The organism is Vreelandella sedimenti (assembly GCF_013416325.1).
Lineage (GTDB): Bacteria > Pseudomonadota > Gammaproteobacteria > Pseudomonadales > Halomonadaceae > Vreelandella > Vreelandella sedimenti.
Window position 1 is genome coordinate 37,900 of record NZ_JACCGK010000021.1, and the last position, 21,709, is coordinate 59,608.

Here is a 21,709-nt window from a genome sequence, read left to right on the forward strand (position 1 = left end):
TTAGATAGGCTCCAGCGAAACCCGGTTATTTACCGTAAGATTTATAATGACTTGAGGCGAATGCCAATACGTCGGTTTCCTTATCGAGCCTTCTTTTTCATTCAAGGCCAACAAATAATTGTCACGGCGGTTTTTCATGCGCGAAAAGATCCTACATCTTGGGTCAGCCGCATATAATCCAAGCCATTGAATACGCTCTCTTAGTACGTTGGACGGTCGTTTCTGGTGCTGTTTATGGCGGTGTTAGGATCTGAGGTTCTACCAATGTCGTTCACATTATCTGGGAGGAAGGTGAGCGGCATTAATCCGCTGCTCACCTCCTAAGCACCTACCTCTTAGCGCCGACCTATTCAGCCGTTGCCAGCAGGCTGGCGTTGCCACCCGCCGCGGTTGTGTCTATGCACAGATGACGTTCCACCACGTAGCGATTCGGCGAGATGGTCTGGGTCTCTAGCGGTACGATGGCACCGTCGCGCTTGGCCAGCGCTATCCGCAGTTCACGAGTCCAGTCGCTGGCGCCAGCAGCGGCAACAGCTGCAATGCCTTTGACCTCGCTCACTGTCTCCGCCGAGACGCTGCCATCAAGCCCGGACACCGGTACTCCGGCATCGACCAACGGCTTCACGGCCTGCTCGGCGTCTGGCGCCACTACGACAGCGGCACAGCCCGCGCCTAGCGCCTGCGCTGCTTGAGCAATGGCGATATCCAGAGTTGGCCCTAGGCACAGAACCACTCTCTTGGGGTACATTGCCAGGCGATTGCTTTCACCTGTCGGCCCTGGGAGGGTCTGCGGTGTCATATCCAGCGCTGCTGTTTCGGCAAGCGCCTTGCGGATCACGCCACCTTTACCGGAGAGCGCCTTGCGCAATACCTCGATGCGATTGGGTCGTACCGCCCAGTTACGCGCATCCAGCCCGTCTATGGCCGATTGGAGATCGCCGAGTGATACGGTTTTCCCCTCCGCCGTCTCGTGGCACTCGGCGTCAGCGGTGCGGCGGAAGCGATTGACGTAGAGCGGGCCGCCAGCCTTAGGCCCGGTACCTGATAGGCCCTCGCCGCCGAACGGCTGAGAGCCAACGATCGCGCCGATCTGATTACGGTTGACGTAGACGTTGCCGACATGGATGCGCTCAACGATCTGCTGCACGCGGTCGTCGATGCGGGTATGCAGGCCGAAGGTCAGCCCGTAGCCCTTGCCATTGATGTCATCGACGACCTTGTCGATGTCGCGCGCCTTGAAGGTGGCCACGTGCAGCACCGGGCCGAAGATTTCACGTTCGAGATCTTCAATGCCTCCAACCTCGATCACCGCCGGGGTCACAAAGGTACCGGTGTCCGGCGCAGACAGCTTCTTCAGTACTTTGCCAGCTTTCTCATTCGACATCACGTAGTCGCTGATTTCCTGTTGGGCATCGACGTCGATCACTGGCGAGACGTCGGTATCGGTGTTCCAGGGGTCGCCAATGGTGAGCGCGTCCATGGCGCCGTAGAGCATGTTGAGCAACCGATCCCGCGCCTCTTCCTGGACATACAGCATGCGCAGCGCGGAACAGCGCTGGCCAGCCGACTGGAAGGAGGAAATCAGAATATCGCGCACTGCCTGCTCGGTCAGTGCCGTGGAGTCCACGATCATGGAGTTCAGGCCACCGGTCTCGGCGATCAGCACGGCATCGGGGCCGGCGTTCTCGGCCAGCGCTTTGTGGATAATCTGGGCCACCGGAGTTGAACCGGTGAAACAGACACCGGCGATGCGTGGGTCGCTGGTCAGCGGGCCGCCTACTGTTGGGCCATCGCCCGGCAGCAACTGTAGTGCCGCTTCCGGTAGGCCTGCCTCACGCATCAGCTCGACGGCACGGGCGGCGATCAGGGGCGTCTGCTCGGCGGGCTTGGCAATGACCGCGTTGCCAGCGATCAGCGCAGCAGCGATCTGTCCGGTGGTGATGGCCAGCGGGAAGTTCCACGGGCTAATGCAGACGAAGATGCCGCGGGCGTTGCCGGGCTCTTCCGCTTCCAGCCGCTCGCCTTCGTTGGCGTAGTAGCGTAGGAAATCCACCGCCTCGCGCACTTCGGCGATGCCGTCGAACATCATCTTGCCCGCTTCGCGGGTGGCGATCACGGTCAGCTCGGCGATATGTTCTTCGTAGAGGTCGGCGGTGCGGCGCAGCACCGCGGCGCGTTCGGCCGCCGGGCGCGCCGACCATTCGCGGAAGCCTTCCTCTGCGGCGTCGAGGGCGGCCGTTACCTCAGCCGGGGTAGCTTCGTGTACCTTGCCGATCACACGCGAGCCGTCAGCGGGGGAGAGGGCATCGCGAGCCGGCCCCTGGGGCGCTGGGTTTCCTACCAGCATGGGGCCTGCCGTCCAACTGGCGTCGGCAAATGCTTCGCGGGCGTTGAGCAGCGGCAGGATCGAGGCGGGTTCGTTGATGCGGTAACCCTTGGAGTTCTTGCGTTCGGGCTCGAACAGCTCACTGGGCTGGCGGATCAACGGGCTTGAAACGTCGTTACCGAGCTGCTTAAACCCTTCAATGGGATCCCTTGAAACCTCGCTCGGCGGAATCGAGCTATCCACCACCTGATTGACGAACGAGGAGTTTGCGCCGTTCTCCAGCAGACGGCGTACCAGATAGGCCAGCAGGTCGCGGTGCGCACCGACAGGGGCGTAGATGCGGCAGTGGGTGCCTGCCGACTCCTTGACGATGTGGTGCAGCGATTCGCCCATGCCATGCAGGCGCTGGAACTCGTAGCTGTCCTTATCGCTGCCCGCCATTTCTACAACGGCGGCGCAGGTGTGGGCGTTGTGGGTCGCGAACTGCGGGTAGATGCGGTCGCGCCGGTCGAGCAGCATTTGCGCGCAGGCCATGTAGCTGACATCGGTGTTGACCTTGCGAGTGAAGACCGGGAAGGTCTTGACCCCCATCTCCTGGGAGAGCTTGATCTCGGTATCCCAGTAGGCGCCCTTAACCAGCCGCACCATGATTTTGCGGTCAAACCGCTTGGCGAGTTCGTAGAGTGTCTCGATCATCGGCGCGGCGCGGCGCCCGTAGGCTTGCACGACGACCCCAAAGCCATCCCATCCGTCCAGGCTGGGGTCGGCCATTAGGGCCTCAATCACGTCGAGGGAGAGATCCAATCGATCCTGCTCTTCGGCGTCGATATTGAAACCGATATTGGCCTTGGCCGCCTGCTGCACCAACTCCTTGGCGCGTGGCAATAGCTCTGCCATCACCGTGTCACGGTGTGTGTATTCATAACGCGGATGCAGCGCCGAGAGCTTCACTGAAATGCCGGGGCTACCGCGTACATCGCCCTTGGCCTGCTCGGCGATGGCGGAGATCGCCTTGGCATAAGCCTGGTGATAGCGGACGGCATCTTCGTCGGTGCGCGCTGCTTCGCCTAGCATGTCGTAGGAGTAGGTGTAGCCCTGTTTCTCGAGTTCGCGGGCATTCCTCATGCCTTCTTCGATGGTTTGGCCGAGCACGAACTGGCGGCCGAGAATCTTCATCGACTGACCAACCGCCTTGCGCACCACCGGCTCGCCCATCCGGCGTACCAGGCCGCGCAGCGCTCGGGTCGGACCCTTGGGGTCTTCTTCCAGCACCTTGCCGGTGAGCAGCAGCGCCCAGGTAGAGGCATTGACCATTGAAGATGAAGACTTGCCCAGGTGGGCGCCCCAGTCGGAGGGCTCGATCTTATCGTGGATCAGGTCGTCGATGGTTTCTGCATCGGGTACGCGCAGTAGCGCTTCTGCCAGACACATCAGGCCGACGCCCTCAGTGGTCGAGAGCCCGTACTCGGCCAGGAACGCCTCCATCATCGAGGGCGACCTTTCCTTACGCACACGCTCCACGTAATTGGCGCCAACGGCGGCGACCTTCTTGCGGTCGTCTTCTGAAAGCTTGATGCGCTCGATAAGCCCGTGCAGCACATCTGACTCATTGGCGTCGTAGTTGTTGCGAATACGTGAGCGTAGTTCACTCACGTCGCTATGCAGATGGGGTTTGGCTTCGTTCATACAGGGTCTCTCCTTGCTACACGAAAGGGCTCCCGCGGGAGCCCTCCTCAATACTTTGAATGCGTCCTACGTACTCGTTTAGCGCTCGATATGTTGATATTCACCAGAGTCGTTAGTCATGTTGCTCACCACTAGGATGGCAATGAAGGACGCGATGAAGCCAGGAATAATCTCATACACACCAGGGCCACCCATGAACTCGCCGTTCCAGCCCAGTGAGATCCAGATCATAACGGTAACAGCACCCACCACCATGCCCGCGATGGCACCATTACCGTTCGTGCGTGGCCACATTAGCGACAGAATGATCAGCGGCCCAAACGCCGCACCGAAGCCTGCCCAAGCATTACTGACCAGTCCCAGTACCTGAGAATTTTCGTCAGAGGCAATAACGGCGGCCACAATGCCCACCAGCACTACACAAACGCGGCCTACGGCTACACACTGCTGCTCGGTCGCGTTCTTGTGCAGGAATAGACGATAGAAGTCCTCAGTCAGTGAAGAGGATGCCACTAGAAGCTGACTGGAAACGGTACTCATTACCGCAGCCAGTAGCGCCGCGTAGAGGAAGCCGGTAATCAGCGGGTGGAAGAGCAGATTCGCCAGGACGATAAAGATCGTTTCCGGATCCTCGATATCCAGGCCATTGCGAATCGCATAGGCACGGCCGAAAATACCCAGAGAAACGGCGCCTATCAAGGAGATCAGCATCCAGCCCATGCCAATGTTGCGGGCAATCGGTACATCCTTGAGCGTCCGGATCGCCATGAAGCGTACGATGATATGCGGCTGTCCGAAATAACCGAGCCCCCAGGTCACCGCAGAAAGCCAGCCGATAAAGGTCAGCCCCGATGTCCAGGATAGCAGGGTGGGGTCGACCTCGTTCAGCGTCTGTGAGGCTTGGGAAAAGCCGCCTCCACCTTCACCAAAGAGAACCACCGCCGGCATGATCACCAGTGCCAGCATCATGATGCAGCCTTGCACGAAGTCGGTCATGCTCACTGCCAGAAAGCCCCCGACAACAGTGTAGATGAGCACGACGCCCAGGGTGATCATGACACCCATGTCGTAGTTGCTCATGTCACCGAAGTTGTAAATGCCGGAAAACGCGCTTTCGAACAGCTTGCCGCCGGCCACTAAGCCTGATGCGGTGTAAACCGCGAAAAAGATCACGATGACGACAGCTGAGACTGTCCGCAGTGACATTGACCGCGTTGGGAACCGGTTTGCCAGGAAAGCCGGAATGGTGATTGCATTGCCGTAGTGAACGGTCTGTTCACGCAGCCGCGGAGCAACCAGAATCCAGTTGAATAGTGCCCCCACGAGCAAACCAATACCGATCCACGCCGAGCCCAAACCCGAGACGAACATTGCACCGGGTAAACCCAGCAGCAACCAGCCGCTCATATCTGAAGCACCCGCCGACAGGGCTGCCACTTTCGGGCTGAGGGTACGCCCACCCAGCATGTAATCCTCGGATGAAGAGGTGGATTTGCGCATCGCATAAATACCGATGGCGATCATTAGCGCAAAGTACGCAATGAGACTGATCCAAACACCTATAGCCATGTAACTTCTCCAATTATTCAGGACGGAGCTAGCTCCGACAGGTTATTACGCCTACCGACAAGAATACGGTAGTGGCGCAGTCTTGTTGTTGTTAGCCCCTTTTCATATCCATGTTACTGGCCCTGGTGAGCCCGCTATAGATGAAGACAGAAAGGTCGGTGGTGCCTTTGTATGTAACGATCCCTATATTATTTTCGACCATGAGATAGTTTCCTGTTCAGGAGTTCAGGTTAGTGATGTTGATGAGTAGTTCACTCATCGCCTAGCGCCAACAGCGACGCATTCCCGCCTAAGGCGGCGGTGTTATTGGTAATCGTTTTCTCATTGACAAAGCGCTGTAGGTAGTGAGGGCCACCGGCTTTTGGGCCAGTGCCTGAAAGGCCTTGACCACCAAACGGCTGCACGCCCACCACGGCGCCGATGATATTGCGGTTGATGTACACGTTACCCACGCGCATTTTCTGGGCGACTTCAGCGGCAAACGATTCGTTGCGGCTATGCACGCCAAACGTCAGGCCGTAGTTGCGACCGTTGATGTCGTTGATGACCTTATCAAGCTGGCTAGATTTGTAGCGCACGATATGCAGGACTGGCCCGAATTGCTCGCGGGTCAGCGCATCGATGCTGTCGATAGTGAAAGCGACAGGGGCCACGAAAGTGCCCTCCCGGGTCTGCTCAACGGCCATTGGCGTTTCAGCGACAAGGCGATTTTCAGCCTTGAGTTTTTCGATGTGTTCCAGCAGACCTTTTCGTGCGTCTTCGTCGATAACAGGCCCTACATCTGTTCCCAATTCGCGGGGGTCGCCAATGCGCAGTTCGTTCATGGCGCCTTTGAGAATCTCGATCACCCGGTCGGCAACGTCGTCTTGCAGATACAGTACGCGCAGTGCCGAACAGCGCTGGCCGGCACTCTGGAAGGCTGACTGAACCACATCCACCACGACCTGCTCGGGAAGGGCGGTGGAGTCGACAATCATGGTGTTCATGCCGCCGGTTTCGGCGATTAACGTGGGCAGCGGAGCGTTTTCTCGTGCCGCCAGGGCGCGGTTGATAATTTGCGCGGTGTCAGTACCCCCCGTAAAGACCACGCCGGTAATCCGCGGGTCGGAGGACAACACGTTGCCTACCGTCGGGCCATCGCCGGGCAGTAGCTGAACCACATCCCGGGGCATACCGGCTTCGTAGAGCAGCTCTATGACTCGGTGGGCAATAATGGAGGTTTGCTCCGCTGGTTTGGCCAGTACGGTGTTACCCGCCACCGCCGCGGCCACTACCTGGCCACAGAAAATTGCCACTGGGAAGTTCCAGGGGCTAATCGCCGCGAATACGCCTTTGCCGCCCAGCATCAAGCGGTTGGATTCGCCGGTGGGGCCGGGCAGCACAATGGCTTCGCCAAAGTTCTCTTCTGCGCGCATGGCATAGAAGCGGCAGAAGTCGACGGCTTCTCTGATCTCATCGACACCATCGGTAAGCAGTTTGCCGCCTTCCCGGGAGCAGAGCGTCATCAGTTCCGCCATGTGCTCTTCCATCAAATCGCCCAGGCGACGCATGATAGCGGCGCGTTCGGCCACGGGCGTGGCATCCCAGCGAGGGAACGCGGCCCAGGCAGCATCCAGGGCCTTGGTTGCCTGTTCTTTGCTAGTCCACTGCACGCTGCCCACGGTCTTGCGGCGGTCATAAGGGCTGGTGACGCTATGAGTGTTGGCGGCGTCGTCGGCGACCTCAAAGGCCAGCAGCGGCTTGGCCGGGTACTGCTTGTCCATAAACGCGGCCATCTTCTCCATCAGCGGGTAGTAGTGGCTGCGAATGTTTAGGTTGACCCCGCGAGAGTTGCGTCGTTTAGGGCCGTAAATATCCTTGGGCAGTGGAATGTTCGCATTGGCAAGGTTTTTCTGCTGGCGCAGGGTCTCAATCGGGTGCTGACACAGTGACTTGACCGGTACATCCGGGTCGACCAACTGGTGAACAAACGATGAGTTGGCACCGTTCTCAAGCAGGCGACGAACCAAGTAGGGCAGCAGGTCTTTATGTGCTCCCACCGGGGCATAAATGCGGCAGTAGGTGCCTTTCGGTGCGCGCTCAAGCGCTGCATCATAAAGGGCTTCACCCATGCCGTGTAGGCGTTGAAATTCGAACGGACGGCTGTCGCGGTTGGCGAACTCCAGGATCGTCGTCACCGTGTGAGCGTTGTGGGTCGCGAACTGCGGGAAAATACGCCCACGGGTATCGTTAGAAAGCAGGAACTGTGCACAGGCGAGGTAGGCAACATCGGTACCCGCTTTGCGGGTAAATACCGGGTAGCCGTCGACCCCGAGCTGCTGGGACTCTTTAATTTCAGTATCCCAATAGGCGCCTTTGACCAAGCGCAGCGGAATCTCATCCCCCTGCTGGTCGGCCAAACGATTGATGTAGTGCAGCACCGGCAGGGCGCGCTTGGAGTAAGCTTGGACAACCAAGCCAAAGTGCCCCCAGCCTTTGGCGGCTGCGCTTTCGTAAACCGCGCGGAAGACCTCCAGGGAAATCTCCAGGCGATCAACCTCTTCAGCGTCAATCGTAACGGCCACATCCAGCTCGCGCGCTTTGCTCACTAGCTTGATAACCGTGTCGACCAGCTCGGCTAGCACCTGTTCCCGGCGGCCAAACTCATAGCGGGGGTGGAGCGCAGAGAGCTTGATGGAGACCGACGGCGCCGGAGTCTTATCGCTTAAGGTTTTGCATGTTTTGCCCACTTGCTCGATCGCGCGTGCGTAGTCGTCAAAATAGCGTTGTGCATCTTCTCGGGTGCGCGCAGCTTCACCCAGCATATCGTAAGAGTAGGTGTAGCCTTTATTGAACAGTGGCTTGGAGCGTTTGAGGGCTTCATTGATATCGCGGCCCAGCACAAACTGCTTGCCCATGATCTTCATCGCTTCGTACATGGCGCGGCGAATCACCGGCTCACCCATGCGATTGACCATGCGATTAATAAAGCTGGCGGGCTGACCCTCTTTAGGGTGATCCATTTTCAGCACGCGGCCAGTCATCAATAAGCCCCAGGTAGAGGCATTGACCATCCAGGATTCACTCTTACCTAAGTGAGACTGCCAATCGGCGGGGCCGAGTTTGTCCTCGATCAAGGCGTCGGCGGTGGCTTTATCGGGGATGCGCAGCATGGCTTCCGCCAGACACATCAGCATCAGGCCTTCATGGGTATCCAGGCTGTACTGCTGTAACAGCTCATCGATGGTATCGACAGCCGTGTCCATCTTACGGACGTCCTCAACCAGCGCAGCAGTATTGGCTTCAATGCGAGCAAAATCTTCGCGGTTGGCACTCAGCACCTCGATCAGTTCACTGACGTAACTGTTTTCGTCCACTAGGTAGTGGTCGCTAACGCGCGCCATGAGAGTGTCGAGATCGGTTTGCCAGATGGCAGGGTCACGCATGTGGTTGGCATTGAGCATTGAAGCCCCCGAAAGTCTGAACAGAACAAATGGGTAACAGGGCATTTCGCCCAAGCAAATAAGCGAATGTAGAGTGCAGCTACCTTTGGTGTATGTTGATTTCAGGGCAAAACGTGTCAATTCCGCGGCAAGAGTAGCCTTTATACGACTTTAGTAGAGTTTTTGCTGGCCTGCTACTGACCCTAAAGCAGCATTTGAAGGGTTAATCGAGATCGGTGGCACATCTGCTTGGCGTAATTTCCGCGGCGATAATCCGTAACTGCGGCGAAATGCATGAGAGAGCGCGCTTTGGTTGGCAAAGCCGGTTTGAATCGCAATATCGGTGAGGGGCAGGCGGCTTTGCAGGATCAGTTGACGGGCCGCATGTAGACGTTGGCGCTTGACGTACTGCCAGGGCGAAAGCCCTGTTTGAGCGCGGAAGCAGTCGGAAAAATGCGCTTCGCTTAGACAGGCTAGCCGCGCTAGATCGGCGACGCGCAGGTCTTCGGCGAGGTGTTGACGAATGAAGCGGTTAATGCGAGTCAAATCCAGGCGCTGCTGGGTACTGTTGGCGGTAGTACCTAGGCGCGCTTTTAGTGAACCCAAAAGCGTGGCGGCTAAACGGTCTTGCTGAAAGGAGTTTGTCGATGTATCAAACCCTTGAGCAAGTTCGCTCTGCATAAACGCTAGGTAGTGTCGTAGTGCGTTATCTAGGCCAAAAAAGCGTGGGGCGTCGAATAGCGCTACCAGTTCGCGGTTCTCGCCAGTTAGCGCGGGTGCATCTTCGGGAAGATCGAAAATCAATTGCCGGTTATGGCCGTAACCTGAGTAGTAGTGCTCGTGGTTAGCGGGCACGATACAGCCCGAGAATGCGTTTACTCGCCCACCCAAACCTTCAATTTCAAATTCTGAAGAGCCGCACAGCGTAATCACAATCTGATGAAAATCATGTGTGTGGTGATGTGTAGCGCTAGCTAGCGGTATTTGTCGAATGGTACTGGGCATGCAGTTCTCCTGAATTGCATTAGGTCTCCTGAACCGCAATACGCCTTCAAAGCACAACAGTTACTGCTGGCGAAGGGCAGTGTGGGCGTATAAATGGTCGCGAAGGGCCTGAAGCTCCGCCTGTCCCTCTTGATTGAGCAACGGCTTGCCCTGGGCAACCATCCAGCGGCGTCCGTGCTGTTCCATTAGGTGTGCGGCACGGCGTCTGATGCCGTCCAAGTACTCGTTGTGCCGAATAGGGTAACCGATTATCGCGTTCCACTCGGTTTCGCTCACTTGGCTGCTGAGCGCTTTATCAAATAGCGCCAGTAAATCTTTGGGCTCCGTGCGGTAGCGTGGAGTGCTTGATGTCATCAGCACCAGCATTACCGCACCAATCACGAGCAAGCAGACTCCAAACACTAATAAATACAGCGCCATTCGCTCTGCTCCTGGGCGTCGTCCGTTAATAAATAGCTACGTTATTATACGCTTGGCGCCGCTAGGGTCGAAAATTTTACTTTTTTGCGAACTTTTACTTCATAGCGTGTCTGAGTATGTACAGGCAGCATCGCGATAGCAGTCGCTAAAGTTGTTGTCCTGGCTCTATTGTTTTGATCCCTTGCTTCCGCTACTTCTTGAGTAGCGGCTTTTTTTTGTCTAAAGCTCAACTGTTCTTCGACACCTGATTTGAAAGCCTGTTTTGAGAAGCTTGTTTTGAAACCGTTAAGCACTCTGCTAGTGGCGACGTATAGCTAGCAGCGCTACCAGGATATCACGTCGTGTCACAATTCCTATTAGACGCTGCTGTTCCACCACTGGGTAGACTTTGGGTTTAGGGCCTAGCATCTCCTGGGCCAGGTCAGTAATGCTTTTATTGGGAGAGACGCTGAGCACTTCGTGGCGCATCATCTCTTTCACCAGAGGCGCTTCATCGTCATGATAAATGCTGTCCAGCACACGTCCCATGACATCCTGCTCCGAAATAAAGCCGATTAAACGATCACTCTCATCCACAACCGGTGCGCCAGGCAGGCGATGCAGTGCCAGCCCCTTGGCCAAGGTTGTTATCGAGGCGTTGGGAGAAACGCGGTAGCAATCACGGGACATGATATCGCGGACGATGCTGGGGGTGGCTCTATTCATGGTGGACGCTCCTCGATCATCGTATGCATCGCTAAGGCAAATCGGGCATCGCAAATTATGCGAACTGTTAAGTCGTCGCTAAGTGCTAAAGTAGCTTCAACACTTTCACTGTAGGTGATTTAAGCCGCTGTGTTCTAACTGCAAGCCGTGTTTTTTCAACGCTGCAAGTACTGAATTTTCTAAGCCATTAATTTTCTAACTGCTCAAATGACCTGCAAGTTAACGAACTAAGGAGCCACTCATGGATGCACGTGAGTACTTAAACCGCAAAGGGGTAGGGCTTGACCGCGACCCTGACCGGCCAAATACCTTGGAAGAGAAGGCCTGGGAGCGTGCGCGAGTTTCCGGTCACCAGCGGCCAAAATCGGGGACGCCTCACGACTGGGAGGAGTGGGAGCGTTATCACGATGACTTGGCAGAAGGGGCTGACACCCTAGAGCAAAAAATTGATAAAGAAGCCCACCGACTTGCCCAGGAGCGAGCAGATGAGGCCGCGGCTGAACCAGCCTCCAGCTCCGTGGAGCACTTCACTCCGGCGCCGAACGTTGATCCAGCGCCTGCCGAAGCCGCGTCTGCCAAAACCACGCCGCCTAAAGCGACGCCCATAGCGCAAGCGGAGCAAACTGTCCCGGAGCCTGAAGCGTTAAAGCTCGCCTATTATGCCCTGGCGTTACTATTGCCACCGCTGGCGGTAGGGCTGACTAATGGTGGTAATAAGCGAGTTGGGGTAGCCGTGTTGCTAACGCTAGCGGGCTGGCTGCCCGGCGTTTTGTATGCTTTTTGGTGGTTGCAGCAGCGTTAACTAAAGACCCTTGCAGACGTTAACTACTTGGCAGCTTCATCCAGGTGCGTATAATCCCGGTAAACTAATTTATAAGGCAGGGTTTACGATGGGTTATCTGATAGGCGTCACGGCGCTATGGGCGTTCTCCTTTTCGCTGATAGGCGTCTACTTGGCGGGCCAGGTCGACAGCTACTTTGCAGTACTTTTGCGGGTAACGCTTGCCACCCTGGTCTTCCTGCCTTTTTTAAGACCCAGCCTTCTGCGTGGTAAACATCGGCTGGCGCTTATGGGCTTAGGTGCCATACAGCTGGGAGTAATGTACACCTTCTTCTATCAATCCTTTCTGCTGCTGTCGGTACCTGAAGTGCTGCTGTTTACTATCTTCACGCCAATTTATATCGCGTTGCTGGATGATCTGCTGTTTGGGCGTTTTACGCCGATTTATATCGTGACCGCACTGCTCGCCGTCGTCGGGGCGGGGGTGATTCGCTATGACGGCGTTGATAGCGGCTTCTGGGCAGGCTTTATGGTCGTGCAGGGAGCCAATCTCTGTTTCGCGCTTGGCCAGGTAGGTTATCGCCGCTTAGCGGCTGATTTGCCACCTACCCTGGCGTGGCACAACGTATTTGGTTGGTTCTTTATTGGTGCGATGGTCGTGGCCCTGCCTGCCTATTTACTCTTTGGTAACAGCGCGGCACTGCCTACCACGTCACTACAGTGGGGCGTGCTTGCATGGTTGGGGCTAGTGGCTTCTGGCGTGGGCTATTTTGCATGGAACCAGGGTGCCACCAAAGTAGATGCAGGTACTTTAGCGATTATGAATAATGCGCTGGTGCCGGCGGGATTAATCGTCAATCTAGTGATTTGGAACCGCGATGCGGATATTCCGCGTTTGCTGTTGGGGGCACTTATCATGGCCGCCTCCCTATGGCTCAACCACTGGTGGTGCCAGCGTCGTCAGGTAGCCGTTAGCTGAGCCTATTTGCCCGATAGCTGAGGTGTCCCCATAATGGCGACTTATGTTAGCGAGAGTCGGCCCATGAGCAACACCTTATCAGCAGACGCTAAGTCAGCGCCCTCCAGCGATCGATCAAGCAGAACCTTTAAAACTATTGGGCTGATTGGTCGGCTGGGGAGTGACAAAGTGGTCGACTCCCTTCAGCGGCTGGTAACCTACCTGGTCGCCCATGACTACTCGGTATTAGTGGAAGATCGCACCGCTACTGTCATACCGCACCATGGTCAGCCGGAAGCCAGCCGCCGCATGCTGGGCGAGCTGTGTGACTTGGTGATTGTGGTAGGGGGCGATGGCAGTCTATTGGGCGCGGCGCGGGCGCTATGCCGCAGCGGTACGCTGATTTTAGGCGTTAATCGGGGCCGCTTGGGGTTTCTTACCGATATCTCCCCTGATGAGTTGGAAACCCGCGTCAGTGAAGTGCTGGCGGGGGAGTTTGAGGTTGAACAGCGTTTTTTACTCGATACCGTGCTCTACCGTAATGGCGTTGCCGTAGGTAATGGCGATGCCTTGAACGAAGTCGTGCTGCACCCTGGCAAAGCGGTACGCATGATAGAGTTTGAGCTGTTTATTGATGGCCAGTTTGTGTATAGCCAGCGCAGCGATGGCTTGATCGTTGCCACTCCCACCGGTTCTACGGCCTACGCGCTCTCTGGTGGCGGGCCGATCATGCACCCCAAACTGGATGTTGTGACGCTGGTGCCGATGTTCCCTCATACGCTGTCGAGTCGCCCCATTGTGATCGATGCCGCTAGTGAAATACGTATTCACATTGGCGAAACCAACCAGTCCTACCCGCATATCAGCTGCGATGGACAAACTAGAGCGGTAGCCAAGCCCAACGATGTGCTGGTGATTACCCGCAAGCCTGAACGTATCCAACTGGTGCACCCCATCGGGCATAATTTTTACGAAGTGTTGCGCAGCAAATTAGGCTGGAGCCATCGGTTGGGGGATTGAGTATGGAGGGATACGACCTCATAGGGGATGTCCATGGCTGCGGTGCTACGCTGGCCTCACTATTGGAAAAATTGGGTTACCATCAGCGCAACGGCGTCTATCGCCACCCGCGTCGCAAAGTGATTTTCCTCGGTGATTTGATTGATCGCGGCCCAAGAATTCGCCTGGCAGTGACCATTGCCCGGCGAATGGTCGAGCAGGGCGAAGCGTATATCGTCATGGGTAATCACGAGTATAACGCCCTGGCGTATACCCATCCTGGGCCCGCAGGTAGCCACAAACGCTGGTTGCGCGAACATACGCCGCGGCATAATCGTATTATTCAGGACACCCTAGAGCAGTATCGCGACTACACCAACGAGTGGGAAGACACCTTGGCGTGGTTTAAAACCATCCCGCTGTGTTTGGAAATCGATGGTATCCGCGTGGTGCATGCTTGCTGGGATGGGGCGCTGATTGAAGAGCTGAAACAGCGCCATCCTGATTACTGCATGGACACGCAGTTTCTGATTGAGTCCACCGACCCCTCCACCCAGGCGTTTCGGATTTTAGACCGCCTGACCCGAGGCCCTCACGTCTCACTACCCCAAGGTATTGCGATACACTCTGGCGATGGCTTTACAAGGCAAAGCTTTCGCGCCCACTTTTGGGCCCAGGCACCTCAGCAGTGGGGTGATGTCGTCTTTCAACCGGATAACTTGCCCGGCGACCTTGAAACGCGCGCATTGACCCACGAAGAGCGCCAGAAACTTAGCTACTACGGGCCAGAGCAACCGCCACTGTTTATCGGCCACTACTGGTGTGAAGGCATACCAGCGCTGCCGACACATAATATTGCCTGCCTCGATTACAGTGCCGTCAAATATGGGCGTTTAGTGGCTTATCGCTGGAGTGGTGAGACAGTCTTAAATGCCGACCATTTTGTATGGATTAAGGTACCAAAAGAGGAAAGGGCGCTGCCCAAACCCTGGGAAATCGACTTTGATTAACAATTGTTTCATTTAATTACATAAAATTACATATTTTTTTCAAAACGGCTGAACTAACCCTGCCGCCGGCCATCTGAGTAAGTGTTCCCTTGAATGATCCCTTGCTTTTATTCTCCGGCGGTTCCCACCGCCGGTTTTTTTTGCCTGTTTGTTGGCAGCGGTGTGGTTCATTCAGTAGTTGTCTTCAATAGCTACCCGCTGCGGTCAGCATGCCGCAAGCGCTTTGATTAGAGGGATGTCATGCATCCAGTGATGCTTCTGCCCGATCACGCGGATACCAATGAACTTCGCCAGGCACTCTGGCGCCACCGCATTGGCCACCGCATTACCGATGAAGCGGACGGCCAACTGCTATGGATAGCCGACCCACGCCAGCTTGGCGAACTTAAAGCACTGCTAGAGCGCTGGCAACGGGGCGAACCCCTGGTGCTTCATCAGGCTGCTCAGCGCCCGCGCACCATGACCAACTTCTTGGCATCGCTAAAGCAAGTGCCGGTAACGGCGCTGATGGTTGTCATTAGTCTGGTGATATTTGCCCTGATTGGTGTTTTTGGTGACCAGTTGATTGTCACTCTAACCATCGTGCCGATAGGTATTTCAGGTGGTGAGCTGGTCTTCGGCGATCTGTCTCAAACGCTTGCGTCAGGGCAAGTCTGGCGCTTTTTATCGCCTGCTTTCCTGCACTTTGGCTGGATGCATTTAATATTTAACCTGATGTGGGTGTGGTACTTCGGACGTCAGATTGAAGCACTTCAGGGCAGCCGTACCATGTTACTGCTGCTGATTGTCGCGGGCGTTGGCGCGAATGTGGCGCAGTACGCGACCGGCACCGTGCTATTCGGCGGCATGTCCGGGGTAGTATATGCCTTACTGGCTCACGTTTGGTTGATGTCCCGCAGGGTTCCCCAAAGTGGCTTCTTTGTACCGCAAATGCTGGTGGTCTTTATGCTCGGCTGGATGGTGTTCACCATGACCGATATGGCGGGCAGCGTTGGCTTTGGCAATGTCGCTAATGAAGCACATTTGGGTGGTCTACTCGTGGGGCTTGTCACAGGCTGGTATTATTCATCCCGCCGTTTGAAAAACCGCTAAGAGGCCTGCAATGAGCGAAATGACGTTCGAAAAAATGATCAACCAGATGACCCCGGCGATTTACGAAAGCCTTAAACAGGCAGTATCGCTGCGCAAATGGCCCGACGGTCGCCGCTTAACGCCGGAACAGACCGAACTCTGCTTGGAAGCCGTCATGCGCTTTGAGGTGGAGAACAACGTGCCGGAAGAAAACCGAGTAGGGTATTTAGAGCAGCGTACCTGCGGTGCAGCGGCTAGCGGAGCTGGCGTAACGCCTGAAATGGCGGGCTTGGCACGGGATGCCACACGTGATTGAAGCGGCAGTGCAAGGCTGTTTAAGCAAAATGGCGGCAGCGATCCCTGGTCTCCAAGACCAACCGGTGGTTTACCACTTGCGAGCGGGTGAGCACCGTGTTGCGCTTAACGAGCGTATCGGTGAGCCGCTCAGCCTGCGTTGGACGGGAGCCATTGCTTGTACCCACTGCGGGCGAGCAACCAATAAGAGCTTTGCCCAAGGCCACTGTTACCCCTGCTTCAAGCGGCTAGCCCAGTGTGATACCTGCATTATGAAGCCAGAAACCTGCCACTTTTTCCAAGGCACTTGCCGTGAGCCGGAGTGGGGCGAGCGGCACTGCTTCCAGCCCCATATCGTCTACTTGGCTAACTCGTCGGGGCTTAAAGTCGGCATCACCCGCAAAACCCAAATGCCTACTCGCTGGCTGGACCAAGGCGCGATTCAGGCGCTGCCGATTCTTGAAGTGGATACTCGCCAGCAGTCTGGGTTTGTCGAAATGCTGTTTAAAGAGCAGGTGGCCGACCGCACCAACTGGCGGGCGATGCTCAAAGGCGACGTCGAAACCATGGATTTAAGCGCCGAGCGTGATCGTTTGCTAACCCTGCTAGCCGATGGGTTGCACCAACTGCGCGAAACCCATGGTGCGGACGCCATTCGCTTGTTGGAACAGCCAGCGCAACATTTTCACTACCCCGTCAGCGTTTTTCCCAAAAAAGTGGTGTCGCATAACTTTGATAAACAGCCGCTGGTAGAAGGCGTGCTGCAAGGCGTCAAAGGGCAGTATTTGATCCTTGATAGTGGGGTCATTAATCTCCGAAAATTCACCGGTTACGAAATCCAGGTGAGTTAAGCGGCTAGCCATAAGGGGGTGTTTTGACTAAGGTTAGGGGGTGATCTGACCCGCCTTACGCAACGCAAGGAAGCCCTGATGCCTTGGCTTAAACTGCTTCACATTGCCGCGCTAGTGATCTGGTGCGGCTCACTGCTTTATCTGCCCGCCTTGCTTAGCCAGGCGCTGCAGCTTCGCAAAGACGCGGGCTTCGCTCAGGGCACCCCGCCCATGCCGCGGTTTTTTTATAACTCAGTTGCTACCCCGGCCGCTTTAGTGGCTATTGCCTCGGGCACGCTGCTATTTCTCATCCATGGTGTGCTGGGCGGCTGGCTGATCTTAAAGCTGGGTGCCGTAGTGGCCATGGTCGCCGCCCACGGCTGCTTTGGCTGGTTAATCTTGCGCCTTGAGATGGGCCACTACCGCTGGGTAAAACCCGCCAACTGGACGGCGCTATGCGTTGCGTTGGCGGGCATTATAGGTGTGCTGGGGCTTGTGTTAGCTAAGCCACTGGACTGGAGCTAACGCCGTGTCTTTAAACAACTTAGTTTTAATCCTCAACATCGACCCCCACGGCGTGCTCATACACCAACTGCCCCCCCAGCCAGCCAGCCAAAGCGATCAACGCGGCGGTGAGCAGCGATACGGCCAGCCCCCAAGGCAAAATCGCACTCGGGTCGTTGAAACGCAGCAGCCAGTTCAGCGACGCCAACGAGAGCATCACCACCGCGACGATAGCGTGGCTCCAGCCGGTAATCAGGCGGCGAATACGCGGCACAGTGACCAGATCAATAATACCTGCCGTGCTGGCAATCCAACCGCCAAATGCGCCGACACCGGCCAGCCACAAGCTGGCGCGCAACCAGAATGGATCGCCGCTCAGCATGAAACCGATATCGCTTGCCACCAGCGCCATCAGGGCCGCGACGGGAAAGTGAATCATCACGGGATGAAGCGGATGTCCGGCGAGGGATGCGCGGCTTTTAATCGAGCGCTGGCGAGGCTTTGCCATGGTCACTTCCTGTGGGCAGAAAAAGGAATTCAAGGGATGAGGTTGATTATTCAACGCTTAACCAAGCAGCGGGTCAACTCACTTGGCACACCGCTTGCGCTGTTTTTCGGCCTGCTATTAGCCGGTTGTGCGGGGGATAAGTCTATTCTAGACCCGGCAGGCCAAGCTGCGCGAGACGTGGCGATGATTTGGTGGGTAATGCTGGGTTTTGGCACTGTGGTATTGGTGCTGGTGACTGCTTTTTGGCTGTATACCTTCAAGCGCAGTGAGGTCGTACGTACGCCTGCTGAGGAGCGAAAAATAGCGCGTCGCTGGATTATTGGTGGTGGCATTATGCTGCCGGTGGCCAGCATTACCGCTCTACTGGCCTTTGGTGTGCCCACCGGCCAGCGGCTTTTACCGTTGCCCCTGGCAGAACCGCCGGAGGTGATTGAAGTAATCGGCCACCAGTGGTGGTGGGAAGTGCGCTATCCCGGCGCAGAAGGGGGTGAGGTGGTGACTTCTAATCAGCTCATCATGCCTGCAGGGGAGCCAGTCGATTTTCACGTTACTGGTGCGGACGTTATTCACGCCTTCTGGGTGCCTCGACTGGGCGGAAAGATCGATATGATCCCTGGACGAGTGAATAAAATACGCTTAGAGGCAGACGAACCGGCGGTATTTGGTGCTCAGTGCGCCGAGTTCTGTGGCGCCCAACATGCCCAAATGCAACTCTATGTGGAAGCCGTCGGGCGTGACGAGTACGACGCTTGGCTGGCCGCCCGTCAAACGGAAGCATTATCGTCGCTAGCTGCAAACGATCAGCAGCATGAGCCTGCCAGGGAGGCATTTATGACCCATTGTGCTAGCTGCCACCGGGTAGCGGGACTCTCCTCTGAGGAAGAGGGGCCGGATCTTTCTGATCTTGGCAGCCGGACTAGCCTCGGGGCGGGGATAATGGCCATGGAAGAGGGCGCAGTCACCCACTGGCTACAGCATCACCAACGCTTAAAGCCGGGCAACAAAATGCCGCCCCACGGTGATATTGAGACGGCCACCTTGGAGAGCCTGGGTGCTTGGCTGGAGACGCTAACCCCATGACCACTATTAACCGAGAAGCTACCCCAGAAGGCGATAACATCGCAGGCCCCGGCCAGTTGCACAGTGACTTGCACGAGATATGGGGCAATCCGCGTGGCTTAAAAGCCCTCACCATTGTGAATCACACCACTCTCGGCTTACGTTTTATGGTAACCGGGATGGCGTTTTTCTTGCTCGGCGGGCTGTTAGCCATGCTGGTGCGCACCCAGTTGGCGCTCCCCGATCAAGACTTTATGTCGCCGGATATCTATAGCCAAGTCACCACAATGCATGGCACGGTGATGATGTTTCTGTTCGCCATACCCATGCTGGAAGGGCTGGCGATTTATATGATCCCCAAGATGATCGGTGCCCGGGATCTGGTTTGCCCACGGCTAACATCCCTGGGTTACTGGTGCTATCTGTTTGGCGGCATCATCCTGTCGTTTAGTTTGGTGTTAGAGATGGCGCCTAATAGCGGCTGGTTTATGTATACCCCGCTCAGTGGCAGCGAGTATTCACCGGGTTTGGGCTCAGATTTCTGGCTGTTAGGGATCACCTTCGTTGAGATCTCCGCGCTGTCTGCCGGGGTCGAATTGGTGGTTTCGATACTGCGTACCCGCACCCAGGGCATGGCGCTGCACAAAATGCCGCTGTTTGCCTGGTATATCCTCGCCATGGCGCTGATGATCGTGGTCGGTTTTCCGCCACTGATTCTAGGCAGTATTCTGCTGGAGCTTGAGCGCGCAGTGGGGATGCCCTTTTTTGAAGTGACCGGTGGCGGTGATCCGATTCTATGGCAGCACCTCTTTTGGCTGTTCGGCCATCCCGAGGTTTACATCATTTTCCTGCCCGCGGCGGGCATTGTCTCCACGCTGATCCCGGTGTTTGCTGGCCGTCCGATCGTTGGTTACGGCTGGGTGGTCTTCGCCATTACCGTGACAGGCTTTATCAGTTTCGGGCTCTGGGTTCACCACATGTTTACCGTGGGTATTCCGCAACTGGCTCAAGCGTTCTTCTCCGCCGCCAGTATGCTGGTTGCGGTACCAACCGCGATTCAGGTGTTTGTCTGGCTGGCCACGCTATGGCTGGGTAAGCCCAAGATGAAGCTACCAATGCTATGGATCATGGGCTTCCTGATTATCTTCGTGTGTGGCGGTTTGACTGGCGTAATGCTGGCGCTGGTGCCCTTTAACTGGCAGGTGCACGATACCCACTTTGTGGTGGCGCATATGCACTATGTGTTGGTGGGGGGCATGTTCTTCCCGCTGATTGCCGGACTCTACTACTGGTTGCCGCTGTTTTCAGGGCGAATGCCTTCTGAAACCCTGGGAAAATGGGGCTTTTGGCTGACCTTTTTGGGCTTTAATGGCACCTTCTTGATCATGCACTGGACTGGCCTTTTGGGAATGCCGCGGCGGGTTTACTCTTATGAAACGGGCATGGGCTGGGATATTTTCAACCTGCTGTCATCCATGAGTAGCTTTATTATGTCGGCGGGGATTGCCATGGTGCTGCTGGATTTTGCGCTGCACTTCCGTTTTGGCAAACCCGCTAAGCATAATCCCTGGAACGCGGATACCCTGGAATGGGCCAATAGTATGCCGCCCAGCGCCTACAACTTTGTCAGCCTGCCAAAGATCGAGACGCGCCACCCATTATGGGATGACCCTGATCTACCCCGCACCATGGCAGAAGGGCAACATAGCCTGGCGGTGGCTACCCATGGCCGGCGGGAGATGTGGGGCACCGACCCATTATCGGGCAAAGTGCGGGAAATCGTTCATCTGCCGGGTAACTCCTGGTGGCCGCTGTTCGCCGCAATAGCTCTGGCCGTGGTGTGTTTAAGCCTGCTGACGCGGCTATATCCGCTGGCTGGTATCGCTGTTGTCGTGGCTGGCCTATTTCTACTGCGCTGGTCTTGGGAGAATGGTGCACATCCAAAAGCAGCACCGGATGCAGAAGTAGCCCCCGGCGACCCCCCGCTGCACTCGCGCACCATGGATGGCCCCGGCCTATGGGCGATGTCGATCACGCTGCTCGCCAATGGTTCGTTCTTCCTCTCTTACCTATTTGGCTGGTTCTATCTATGGACGGTGTCCCCCGAGTGGCGGATGCCCGACACCTCACCGCTCTCCTTGGTGGGGCTTATCATTGCCGCGAGTGCGCTAACTGCTGGCCTGGGAATTCTCGAAAAACTGGTGCGCGGTTTGCGCCAGGGTAAGGATGCAGGGCTGGCTGTGGGCATGTATTGCATCAGTGCTCTAGGCTTTGTACAGGTTGTGATAACGCTTTGGGTGCTGTTGACTGCAGACTTGGCGGTGACCGAAACCTCCCATGATGCGATCATTATGGTTGGGCTGGCCTATGCACTGCTACACGGTGGTTTAGGCGCCGTGCTTACGCTTCTTCAGGGCCTGCGGGTGGGTTATGGCTATGTGGGTGCCCATGCGCCTTTCGAGCCTGCCGTGGTTGCCCTGTGGTGGCGCTATAACCTGGTGACGTTCTGGATACTCGTGGGCGCGCTTGCCGTGTTGCCGCGTGTGATTGGGAGCTAAGTTA

Annotated in this window: 17 protein-coding genes and 1 pseudogene; 11 read left to right on the top strand and 7 right to left on the bottom strand. The window is 56.4% G+C overall.

The features are described from left to right. Window positions 1–9 precede the first annotated feature (9 nt). A pseudogene (locus HZU72_RS23920) lies at window positions 10–177 on the top strand (type II toxin-antitoxin system RelE/ParE family toxin); the annotation flags it as partial. A gap of 169 nt (window positions 178–346) precedes the next feature. Here the strand turns inward: HZU72_RS23920 and putA (HZU72_RS20330) are convergent. The 6 genes from putA (HZU72_RS20330) to HZU72_RS20355 form a co-directional block, all read right to left on the bottom strand. Then, window positions 347–4,012 (bottom strand): bifunctional proline dehydrogenase/L-glutamate gamma-semialdehyde dehydrogenase PutA, encoded by a 3,666-nt coding sequence (gene putA, locus HZU72_RS20330; protein WP_180095378.1) that lies wholly within the window; start codon window positions 4,010–4,012, stop codon window positions 347–349. A gap of 78 nt (window positions 4,013–4,090) precedes the next feature. Next, on the bottom strand, window positions 4,091–5,581 hold the full coding sequence (putP, locus tag HZU72_RS20335; protein WP_180095381.1) for a sodium/proline symporter PutP: 1,491 nt from the start codon (window positions 5,579–5,581) through the stop codon (window positions 4,091–4,093). Between the two features lie 251 nt (window positions 5,582–5,832). Next, on the bottom strand, window positions 5,833–9,024 hold the full coding sequence (gene putA, locus HZU72_RS20340) for a bifunctional proline dehydrogenase/L-glutamate gamma-semialdehyde dehydrogenase PutA (protein ID WP_180095384.1): 3,192 nt from the start codon (window positions 9,022–9,024) through the stop codon (window positions 5,833–5,835). A 150-nt stretch (window positions 9,025–9,174) separates the two neighbouring features. Next, window positions 9,175–10,008, bottom strand: coding sequence for an AraC family transcriptional regulator (locus HZU72_RS20345; RefSeq protein ID WP_180095386.1), 834 nt, complete (start codon window positions 10,006–10,008; stop codon window positions 9,175–9,177). A gap of 60 nt (window positions 10,009–10,068) precedes the next feature. After that, window positions 10,069–10,428 (bottom strand): hypothetical protein, encoded by a 360-nt coding sequence (locus HZU72_RS20350; protein ID WP_180095389.1) that lies wholly within the window; start codon window positions 10,426–10,428, stop codon window positions 10,069–10,071. Between the two features lie 297 nt (window positions 10,429–10,725). Further along, a complete protein-coding gene (locus tag HZU72_RS20355) occupies window positions 10,726–11,133 on the bottom strand; it encodes a CBS domain-containing protein (RefSeq protein ID WP_022522993.1) in 408 nt (135 codons plus the stop codon). 241 nt (window positions 11,134–11,374) lie between these two features. Between HZU72_RS20355 and HZU72_RS20360 the strand changes: the two genes are divergently transcribed. The 8 genes from HZU72_RS20360 (at window position 11,375) to HZU72_RS20395 (ending at window position 17,601) form a co-directional block, all read left to right on the top strand. Beyond that, a complete protein-coding gene (locus tag HZU72_RS20360; protein WP_180095391.1) occupies window positions 11,375–11,935 on the top strand; it encodes a YqaE/Pmp3 family membrane protein in 561 nt (186 codons plus the stop codon). 88 nt (window positions 11,936–12,023) lie between these two features. Further along, window positions 12,024–12,893 carry a carboxylate/amino acid/amine transporter gene (locus tag HZU72_RS20365; protein WP_180095394.1) on the top strand — a complete coding sequence of 290 codons (870 nt, stop codon included), beginning with the start codon at window positions 12,024–12,026 and terminating at the stop codon, window positions 12,891–12,893. 63 nt (window positions 12,894–12,956) lie between these two features. Continuing rightward, window positions 12,957–13,892 (top strand): NAD(+) kinase, encoded by a 936-nt coding sequence (locus HZU72_RS20370; RefSeq protein ID WP_180095397.1) that lies wholly within the window; start codon window positions 12,957–12,959, stop codon window positions 13,890–13,892. Between the two features lie 2 nt (window positions 13,893–13,894). Continuing rightward, window positions 13,895–14,881 carry a metallophosphoesterase gene (locus HZU72_RS20375; RefSeq protein WP_180095399.1) on the top strand — a complete coding sequence of 329 codons (987 nt, stop codon included), beginning with the start codon at window positions 13,895–13,897 and terminating at the stop codon, window positions 14,879–14,881. A gap of 240 nt (window positions 14,882–15,121) precedes the next feature. Continuing rightward, on the top strand, window positions 15,122–15,973 hold the full coding sequence (locus tag HZU72_RS20380; protein ID WP_180095403.1) for a rhomboid family intramembrane serine protease: 852 nt from the start codon (window positions 15,122–15,124) through the stop codon (window positions 15,971–15,973). Between the two features lie 10 nt (window positions 15,974–15,983). Next, window positions 15,984–16,268, top strand: a complete 285-nt coding sequence (locus HZU72_RS20385) for a YeaC family protein (RefSeq protein ID WP_088700504.1) — start codon at window positions 15,984–15,986, stop codon at window positions 16,266–16,268. Then, window positions 16,252–17,097, top strand: coding sequence for a DUF2797 domain-containing protein (locus HZU72_RS20390; protein ID WP_180095406.1), 846 nt, complete (start codon window positions 16,252–16,254; stop codon window positions 17,095–17,097). The genes HZU72_RS20385 and HZU72_RS20390 overlap by 17 nt, the downstream gene beginning before the upstream one ends. Before the next feature lie 78 nt (window positions 17,098–17,175). Next, on the top strand, window positions 17,176–17,601 hold the full coding sequence (locus tag HZU72_RS20395) for a CopD family protein (RefSeq protein WP_071693584.1): 426 nt from the start codon (window positions 17,176–17,178) through the stop codon (window positions 17,599–17,601). Between the two features lie 25 nt (window positions 17,602–17,626). Here the strand turns inward: HZU72_RS20395 and HZU72_RS20400 are convergent, their stop codons facing one another. Then, window positions 17,627–18,088 (bottom strand): DUF2231 domain-containing protein, encoded by a 462-nt coding sequence (locus HZU72_RS20400; protein ID WP_180095409.1) that lies wholly within the window; start codon window positions 18,086–18,088, stop codon window positions 17,627–17,629. 36 nt (window positions 18,089–18,124) lie between these two features. On the opposite strand from HZU72_RS20400, the gene coxB reads away from it, so the two are divergent. After that, entirely contained in the window at window positions 18,125–19,168 is a 1,044-nt protein-coding gene (coxB, locus tag HZU72_RS20405) for a cytochrome c oxidase subunit II (RefSeq protein ID WP_180095412.1), read from the top strand. Beyond that, the gene (gene ctaD, locus HZU72_RS20410) at window positions 19,165–21,705 is read left to right on the top strand and encodes a cytochrome c oxidase subunit I (RefSeq protein WP_180095415.1); all 2,541 of its coding nucleotides are present in this window, start codon (window positions 19,165–19,167) and stop codon (window positions 21,703–21,705) included. Before coxB ends, ctaD begins: the two co-directional genes overlap by 4 nt. The last annotated feature ends 4 nt before the right edge of the window (window positions 21,706–21,709 follow it).

What these genes read in the sequence shown, in the direction of transcription:
- putA (WP_180095378.1), bottom strand. Translation starts at nt 4,012, where the DNA reads ATGAACGAAGCCAAACCCCATCTGCATAGCGACGTGAGTGAACTACGC.
- HZU72_RS20375 (WP_180095399.1), top strand. Translation starts at nt 13,895, where the DNA reads ATGGAGGGATACGACCTCATAGGGGATGTCCATGGCTGCGGTGCTACG.
- HZU72_RS20400 (WP_180095409.1), bottom strand. Translation starts at nt 18,088, where the DNA reads ATGGCAAAGCCTCGCCAGCGCTCGATTAAAAGCCGCGCATCCCTCGCC.
- putA (WP_180095384.1), bottom strand. Translation starts at nt 9,024, where the DNA reads ATGCTCAATGCCAACCACATGCGTGACCCTGCCATCTGGCAAACCGAT.
- HZU72_RS20360 (WP_180095391.1), top strand. Translation starts at nt 11,375, where the DNA reads ATGGATGCACGTGAGTACTTAAACCGCAAAGGGGTAGGGCTTGACCGC.
- HZU72_RS20385 (WP_088700504.1), top strand. Translation starts at nt 15,984, where the DNA reads ATGAGCGAAATGACGTTCGAAAAAATGATCAACCAGATGACCCCGGCG.
- HZU72_RS20350 (WP_180095389.1), bottom strand. Translation starts at nt 10,428, where the DNA reads ATGGCGCTGTATTTATTAGTGTTTGGAGTCTGCTTGCTCGTGATTGGT.
- HZU72_RS20370 (WP_180095397.1), top strand. Translation starts at nt 12,957, where the DNA reads ATGAGCAACACCTTATCAGCAGACGCTAAGTCAGCGCCCTCCAGCGAT.
- ctaD (WP_180095415.1), top strand. Translation starts at nt 19,165, where the DNA reads ATGACCACTATTAACCGAGAAGCTACCCCAGAAGGCGATAACATCGCA.
- HZU72_RS20395 (WP_071693584.1), top strand. Translation starts at nt 17,176, where the DNA reads ATGCCTTGGCTTAAACTGCTTCACATTGCCGCGCTAGTGATCTGGTGC.
- HZU72_RS20355 (WP_022522993.1), bottom strand. Translation starts at nt 11,133, where the DNA reads ATGAATAGAGCCACCCCCAGCATCGTCCGCGATATCATGTCCCGTGAT.
- HZU72_RS20365 (WP_180095394.1), top strand. Translation starts at nt 12,024, where the DNA reads ATGGGTTATCTGATAGGCGTCACGGCGCTATGGGCGTTCTCCTTTTCG.
- HZU72_RS20380 (WP_180095403.1), top strand. Translation starts at nt 15,122, where the DNA reads ATGCATCCAGTGATGCTTCTGCCCGATCACGCGGATACCAATGAACTT.
- coxB (WP_180095412.1), top strand. Translation starts at nt 18,125, where the DNA reads ATGAGGTTGATTATTCAACGCTTAACCAAGCAGCGGGTCAACTCACTT.
- putP (WP_180095381.1), bottom strand. Translation starts at nt 5,581, where the DNA reads ATGGCTATAGGTGTTTGGATCAGTCTCATTGCGTACTTTGCGCTAATG.
- HZU72_RS20345 (WP_180095386.1), bottom strand. Translation starts at nt 10,008, where the DNA reads ATGCCCAGTACCATTCGACAAATACCGCTAGCTAGCGCTACACATCAC.
- HZU72_RS20390 (WP_180095406.1), top strand. Translation starts at nt 16,252, where the DNA reads ATGCCACACGTGATTGAAGCGGCAGTGCAAGGCTGTTTAAGCAAAATG.